Origin of the sequence: Bacillus sp. C30 (genome assembly GCF_040838255.1) — a bacterium.
GTDB lineage: Bacteria > Bacillota > Bacilli > Bacillales > Bacillaceae_G > Bacillus_A > Bacillus_A mycoides.
Genome location: NZ_JBFPJH010000396.1, coordinates 1 through 2,776 on the forward strand (window position 1 = coordinate 1; position 2,776 = coordinate 2,776).

General features: G+C 35.5%; 2 protein-coding genes. One reads left to right on the forward strand and one right to left on the reverse strand.

Annotation, left to right across the window (positions count from 1 at the left end; genetic code table 11):
- The first annotated feature begins 117 nt into the window (after positions 1–117).
- Positions 118–621 carry a GNAT family N-acetyltransferase gene (locus AB3X49_RS20785; protein WP_367964469.1) on the forward strand — a complete coding sequence of 168 codons (504 nt, stop codon included), beginning with the start codon at positions 118–120 and terminating at the stop codon, positions 619–621.
- 35 nt (positions 622–656) lie between these two features.
- Here the strand turns inward: AB3X49_RS20785 and colA are convergent.
- Positions 657–2,776: collagenase ColA (colA, locus tag AB3X49_RS20790; protein ID WP_367964471.1), on the reverse strand; the 2,120-nt coding region annotated here is incomplete at its 5' end.

The following is a 2,776-nucleotide window of genomic DNA, read 5'->3' on the forward strand; positions in this document are numbered from 1 at the left end:
CTTTTATACAAAACAATCGAACTTTATGTGAACAGTAACTCTCAATTAAAATAACTTGCACTTTTATTTCGCACAATCCATACTAATTGTTATAACTTTTAAAGGGGGTGCGATAGATTGATAGTTCTTGAAACTGAAAGACTCACTCTTCGCTGGCTCGATGTAAAAGATGCTCCGTTTATTCTTGAATTAGTAAATGATCCTGCATGGATTCAATTTATTGGTGATAAAGGTATTAAAAACTTAGAAGATGCAAAAAAATACATCTTAAACGGACCCGTCGATATGTATAATAAAATGGGCTTTGGTCTTTACTTAGTTGAACGAAAAGAAGATCTCACACCAATTGGTATGTGCGGCCTTATTAAAAGAGATTCATTAGAAGATGTTGATATCGGCTTTGCTTTTTTAGAAAAATTCCGTTCAAAAGGGTACGGCTATGAATCAGCTGCTGCAGTAATCGAATACGGTGTACAAAAGCTCGGACTAAAACGAATTGTAGCAATTACTTCTAGAGATAATGTTGCTTCAGGCACGCTGTTAGAAAAAGTAGGATTGCGATTCGAAAAAATAATTTCAGACTCAGGAGAAGATCTAAAATTATTCGGGTATAACGCATAACAAAAAAGGGTCGCCATGAATGGCGACCCTTTTTTTCACTTCACTTCTACCGTATAATTCCCTGTTCCACCACCATACTGGTATACATGTAAATAGTACTTCCCTGGATACGTATAGTAACTACCTACTAATTTATTTCCTTGTTGCTGTGCATACGTAACATAATTATTTAAATCTGCTTCTGAATAAAGAACCCAGTTTACTCCGATATTATTTTCCTTCGTTACATTAATTTGAAGGTTTTTCGCAGTTTCTATATTTATTTCAAAGTAATCACTCGTATCACCGTTTCCTAAATTAGCACGTAAAACTTGATTTAACTGCAGTTTATTTGCCGTTTGGAATGAATTATTTGGCTCTTTTTCTACACTGTTATCTTCTTTCTTTTGAACCGTTACACTTGTTGTAGCAGTATTAATTAATCCTTTATCGTCTGTTACTGTTAATTTCGCCGTATACGTTCCTTCTTTTGTATATACGTGAGTTGGATTTTGCTCATTACTTACCGCACCATCACCGAACTCCCAGTTATAAGAAGCAATTTTCCCATCTTCATCTTTTGATCCATCACTTTTAAACGAGATTACTTCATTTACATTTACGTTATACGGACCATTTATAACCGCTATTGGCGCTTTATTCACAGCACCTTCTTCTGTATTAATACCGTGGAACACAACATCATATTCAAATTGCCCTGATGCATTTACACGGTAATTCACGAAGTAAGCTGTTACTGTTTTATAGCCTGCCCATTCTTTTGCACTTAAACGTTTTAACGTATCATTAACGTTTTGCGTAATTGTTTTCCAGTCTTCATATTCTCCTTTTGCAGAAGTTCCTGTATATGTTCCTTGCAGTGTAAATGTATTAAAGAATTGTGATTTGTTTTTCTTTACTGATACATTACTTAATTTTGCTTCCGCTGTAATTTCTGCGGCAATATCTGAAACTGGTTTCGGTGCATGAGTTGCTAAATAATCATCTGACACTAACGGAACATTATATTTCTCACGGTTGTCTACTAACATTTGCATATAGTCTTGATACTCTTTATTTAAATTCGCATCTTTACTTAAAGCAGAGCGGTATGCATCATATGCTGTTACATCATTTTTCCTAATAAGATCATGAACTTTATCAAACATATCGTATCTCTTATTGTACATATACGATTGTAACGCAAAGGAATAATTGTAGAAATCCCACGTTCCATACTTTGCATTTAACGTTCGCTCTGCCGTATAACGTTCTGCTGGATTCGAAGATAGTCCTCCTATAATGCTCTTTCTTGGAACGACGTTGTCCGTTCTCGTTGCACCTGCAAAAAACTCAGCATTCCCTTCTTCAAACCAAGATAATCTCTCATTCTCATACATCTTACCTTGCCCCCAAAGTCCTGGCACTTCATATCTACCTTGTAAATAATGCGTGAACTCATGTCGGAACAATTCTTCTAAACTATAAATACTTTCTTCTGGCGTACGTTCATAAGTAAAGAACGTACCTGTTCCTTCTATATAAAGACCGCCGTTATTCGTTTCATATCCGTACAATTGACGGTTAAATTGGTATTCAGCTGGGCTATTATAAATAACCATCGTTAATACATCATCTGGATTTCCTTTTTCTAACGGTTGGTCACTTTCAACCGTACGATGGAATTGTGCCTTCACTTCTTTTGCTGCCCAATATAAACGTTTAACTTTCTCCTCAGTCACTTTATCTCCGACTTTTAAAACAATTGCACCATCATCAAACGTATACGTTTTCGGCAAATACTTTTTCTTCCCATCTTCTCGTATTTGATCTAAATTAACAACGTTACCGTTTGCATCTTTCCCGCCATAATTCGTCGTAATTTGCTCAGCTGCTACGAAATATTGCTCACCTAAATAAGGATAGATTTTCATCGCATCTGTTACAACTTGTAATCCTTTTGTCCCTGTACTATGGAATGTGCCGAGTCTACCTGTATAATAAATGCCATTATTAATAAGCCATCCGTTTTTCTCTGTAATCGTTCCCATTAACGCAAATCTACTTAACTCATTAATATAACTATCTATTCTCTGATACCATACTGTATCTTTCGGTGCTTTTCTCGTATCGTACAAATACGATTGAATATCGTAATCAACACCTTGCATAATAT